Below are 4,849 nucleotides of genomic sequence, written 5' to 3' on the forward strand. Positions count from 1 at the left end.
CCGATTCCGACACGAATCGACTTATTGGGAACATATCGGGCACCGCTGGCGCGGTGCCCTTGCCCTCTTCGACTTTCAGCCGCAGCTCTCGCTATCAACAATCTACTACGCAAGAGCGAATCACTATACACCCTAAGGCATACCTTCCAAGATAGAGAATTGATCTATTCCAACCCTCTAGAATACACTGACTGTCGAACTCGCGACTCAGCAGCACATAGCAGAAATAATTCAGCCCACAATAGATATATACCAGTCCAAGTGTTAGATTAGGTACGGAGGCGTCACGAATGGATATCACAGACATTCCCGACGATGCGTACGCTGGCGACGAGTCACCGCCGGATCTCGATGATTTAGAGTCGCCCGATTCGCTGATCAAAGGTGGTCCGATCCGCGAGCGACTTCTCGATATCGTCACCGGGCTTCGAACCCCTACGAAGGTTTCCGACATCGCCGATCTCGCTGACTGTGATACTGAGACTGCCCGCGACTACTTGGAGTGGTTCGATGGGATGGGATTGGTTCACCGTCACGACGGCCGCCCCGTCCGGTACGAGCGCAACGATGCGTACTTCCAGTGGCGACGTATCGACCGCATCCGCGAGAACTACTCCGACCAAGAGATCGTTGAAGCACTGTCAGACGCCATCAACCAGATCGAGGAATACAGAGAACAGTTCGACGCAGACGATCCTGACGCCGTCTCTCTTGTCGAAGCCAGCCGCGAAATGGCAACTGAAGACGCGTGGGAAGCGCTCTCCGAGTGGAAAACGCTCGAACGCAGAGCTACCCTCCTTGACGCAGCGCGGCGTGATCACTCAACTTCTGGTAGTTCTCCCAGTCATATCGATGCCTGACAACCGGGACGGGCCGTCCAGTACCGGCCCGATCGATGCTGAAATTCTCGACCGGATTGCCCCACACCTCTCCAGAAGCGCCCGCTTCGGCGATGTCCAAGCACGCCCTGAGTATGCACCGAACGCCGTCGTTGCTGACTACGACCTCGGGTACTTCCCAAGCGGGGTCACGCGAGCGTATCTTCGTATCCGATGGTTCGAAACCGATGACTTCAGCATCCATTACTCCGAGCAATACCGGACGGGGAACTCCTGGGAGTGCCGCTGGGACCGCCACCCCAATGACCACAACGCCCGCGAGCACTTCCACCCGCCCCCGGATGCGCCGACGCCAGGCGAGGACGAAGACTATCCAGATGAGTGGCAGGACGTGCTCGCCACCGTACTTACTCGTCTTGATGAACGAATCGAGGCATTCTGGAGCGAGTGACGAGCCAAGGTAGAATCAAAGTGTGCGGCTCTACGGAACGTTGTCAGGTTGAATACGACTTGGGTCAGGAAAACGGATTACTGGCGTCTCGGTGTATCGTCGCATCGATGCTCCCGGTATTCGAGTTCTACTGTACAAACCCTCCCTGTGCCTTGTGGCGTCCGGACCGTATGCATTGAGAGGAGCGGTCTCAACTTCTGCGCTAATATTCTGACCTTCGATATACAACATAATATCTGCCTGCAGAAGTGCGTGATTCCGCCTGTGCATCCAGTATGTTTGGCCCACTCCAGCGCTACAGACGACATACAAATCGGCAAGAGGTAACCTGTGAAGTGCCTTAGTGGATTCTCATAATAGTTTGAACCCATGCACTGAGCGTGCCAACTTCAACGGTTTCTGGGCGGGCGCTATTTGTGATGACCTCCGCGTAGTCTGTCTAACAGCTCTTGGGGGCAAAGGACGTCACCTCCGCATAGGGCTATAGCAACTAACCCGAAAACGTGGAATTACAGATAATGTTGATCACTCCTCCAGAGCGTTGAAACCTCGAGATAGCTACAAATAACGCTGCTCAGTTTGGGAATCAGTAAGACTAGATAGCGTCTGTGATGTCTATGAGTTAGTGGAAGTCATAATCTCTGCCCCTTTCAAAGTAGTCGCTATCTGTTATAGACGTCTGTAATGAGTACCTGTGACAAATTCCTGGGTCAGTTTCTGAAGTATAAACCACTATTCGCTATCTTGTAGACGTCCAACCCAAATATATTACAGACAGAGGGCTGTAGTATCTGTCTGTAACAGATATCTGTTCTGGATCAATGGAAATTGCAATCTAAAGTAACCCTATATGGGGGTCTATATCTAATAACTGTTCCATACAATCGTTACAGCTGTCTGCTACAGATGTTTAGTACAGATAACTACTACAGGCAGATACTCCAGATCGGGGTCCCAATCAGTATCGATCTTGAGGTAGATTTTGCCATTACAGAGTATTAATACAGATAGCTGGTACAGACAATAGTCCCGAATGTCTGACACAGATATATGTAACAGGAATCCAATTGAGGAAGTGTATGATAACGACCGTCGTCTACGCTGAGTCTGGAGGGACATACAAAACGACCATGACAGCGAATCTCGCGGTCGCACTCAAGCGAATGGGGCTTGATGTCCTCGTGATCGATTTGGACCCACAAACAGGCAACCTCACTTCACTCTTCGACGTCGGAAAGAACCGTGGAGACCCGGATGCAGACAATCTGGTAAAGCACATTCTCGAGATGCCTGAGGGGGACTTCGAGGACCTCATCGAGACCTCTGAAGAGGGTGTCGACATCATTCCGAGCCACGACATGCTGGGGGATTTCACCTCCAATCTTGAGCAGAAGATTTCCTACGAAACGGGGATGAAGGGAATTTCTCGGGACGAGTACCCTCGTTTTGAACTTCTCTACAATCTTCTCTGGGAGCAAGAGCAGTTGAACGAGAAGTACGACGCGGTCCTCATCGATCCTAACGCACGCGCTGAAGACCTCCTCTACAATGCTATTTACGCGCTTCGGACATTGGTGGCGCCCGTCAAGCCAGCTGGAAAGGGGAGTCTTAGTCTTGATGGCCTCGAGGAGATGGTCAGAAACATGGAAACTGCGCTGGACATCGAAATCGGGCTTTCGTGTGTGGTCCCATCCGGAGTCGGCCAGACGAACGCCCACAAGCAGTATCGCGATCAGTTCGAAAATACGGACGCCTTCGCAACGCCAGTCTCTATTGGGTCACGAGAAAGTTTGATGGATGCCATGTGGGAAGCTCGGGGCTCTGCGTTCAAAGTAGTAGAGGAGCGGTGGAAGACCTACGAAGAAGACGGCGAGATGGTCTCGAAGAAAGGGGAGCGTAGAGTGCCCGACCGTGAGCTCGAGACTCTGGATAAACTTTGGCAACTGGCGGGATTCATTGCGACTGAGACGTTCGACGTCGACGTTGATGATGAACTCGTCTTAGATATCGATGACTATGGAACCGAAACGGTAAAGTTCGACCTCACCGCTGAACCGGAGGTGGCTGACTAATGGGGGGCGATTCATTCAAGTCGGGGTCAGGTAACCTCAGCTTCGGAGATAACGATGAGGAAGAAGTAGACGGTGAGCCAGAAGAAGCCGGTGAGGAGATCGATGACATCGCAGACGAGGAGGCGGATGATCGAGAACCCAAGGAGGTCACCTCTGAGAAAGCAGACGACAACCGGGGCTCCCCAGGAGCGGATGAAGCGAATAGTACCAGCGAAGAGAGTACGACGAGCACCTCGACGGCCAGCGATACCGGATCACACCAAACGAGTGGCCACCAGTATCCGTACTTCGTGCGTCGGAGTAACGTCGGGGATGAACGAGACAATCGGCTCGAGCTCTTCGCTCGTGATGAAGTCGTCTCGCGAGAAGCGGAGTTTCGGAGCCAGCTTGCTTCGGAGCTTGGGACAGACGACATCGCGAAAACGGACGCCCGTGAGTATGCGCTTCTCGCGGCGTTCGACAACGTAGATGACGTTGCAGAACTCATGAGAGGAGACGGGTACGGAGAGCTCGATTAATCGTAACAGACGTGCCGAATTACACTCGAAACAGGGTGTGTCTCACCCAGTTCCTACCAGCCACTGTAGCTTATAGTAACAGAGATAAAGGTGAACTACCCTACCCTCAAGGAGCGAACGGCGCAAGCCGTGAGCGAGTAGGGTAGTTCACTCCTGTAATCAACATCTCAGCCCAAAGTGTCTCAGCCTCGAAATCAGAATTGCATCCAACCGTCCGGGGAAGTAAAGTTGCAGGCTCTCAAGTATAGTGTATAGTTGACTGACTAGGGTTATGAAACGCACAGGCCAACCCCCGCTCCCAGACTGGGTTCAAAATGCCTATCAGACACTTGAGAGAGCGTACACCTCAGGTACTGACGAACTCTCTAAGACTGAAGCACATGAGTTCCTTCTGGCTGAGTCCGAACATATTGAAGAGCACGCTGATGCAGTATACGTGGTTGACCGACTTCTTGACCGTGGATGGCTCTATGAGGTCAATGACCAACTCCGTAAAACCGAGTAACTCTCCAGTCCGTCCTGAACCTCGTCAGTGGCCATCGGTGTGAGTTCCAGTAGCCGATCACCCATCCGGTTCGTCTGGAGAGACTGGCCAGCGGGTGCGTCCTGTTCGCTCACGGAGATCCTGAAGCCCTTCCAGAGTGATACTGTCCAACCACACGATTACCGCAAACTAGAACTACACTGACAGATATTTTCGCATGACCGTTTCAGTCACTGATAGTTGGATGATTACCAGCGTGTCACAGACGACTCACGGAGTGCGAGAACTATCTATTCATTGAGTGGGTCAGCTGTATAAATACGGAAAGCCCACTCAGGAGAGGCATCTCTCCTGAGTGGGCTATGAAAGGTATGAATGGTGGCGGCGAACCGGATTTCCCAGAGGCTCGCGCACTCCAGTACTCGCCGGAACGCTGGTGGGCTTATCTTCCGTGTTCGGGATGGGTACGGGAGGCAACCCCGCCG

At 52.7% G+C, this 4,849-nt stretch carries 4 protein-coding genes and 1 rRNA gene; 4 read left to right on the forward strand and 1 reads right to left on the reverse strand.

The window, feature by feature from the left end:
* Positions 1–290: 290 nt before the first annotated feature.
* From VI234_RS21070 to VI234_RS21085, 4 genes are all read left to right on the forward strand, one after another.
* On the forward strand, positions 291–860 hold the full coding sequence (locus tag VI234_RS21070; RefSeq protein ID WP_336331212.1) for a DUF7342 family protein: 570 nt from the start codon (positions 291–293) through the stop codon (positions 858–860).
* Complete coding sequence (locus VI234_RS21075) at positions 853–1,290, forward strand: hypothetical protein (protein ID WP_336331213.1); 438 nt, start codon at positions 853–855, stop codon at positions 1,288–1,290. The genes VI234_RS21070 and VI234_RS21075 overlap by 8 nt, the downstream gene beginning before the upstream one ends.
* A gap of 1,079 nt (positions 1,291–2,369) precedes the next feature.
* Positions 2,370–3,362 (forward strand): ParA family protein, encoded by a 993-nt coding sequence (locus VI234_RS21080; RefSeq protein WP_336331214.1) that lies wholly within the window; start codon positions 2,370–2,372, stop codon positions 3,360–3,362.
* Positions 3,362–3,880, forward strand: coding sequence for a hypothetical protein (locus VI234_RS21085; RefSeq protein WP_336331215.1), 519 nt, complete (start codon positions 3,362–3,364; stop codon positions 3,878–3,880). The genes VI234_RS21080 and VI234_RS21085 overlap by 1 nt, the downstream gene beginning before the upstream one ends.
* Before the next feature lie 860 nt (positions 3,881–4,740).
* On the opposite strand, the gene rrf is transcribed toward VI234_RS21085, so the two are convergent.
* Positions 4,741–4,849: ribosomal RNA gene (gene rrf / locus VI234_RS21090) — 5S ribosomal RNA — on the reverse strand; the annotation flags it as partial.

This window comes from Haloarcula sp. CGMCC 1.2071 (assembly GCF_037078445.1).
Taxonomy (GTDB): Archaea; Halobacteriota; Halobacteria; order Halobacteriales; family Haloarculaceae; genus Haloarcula; species Haloarcula amylolytica.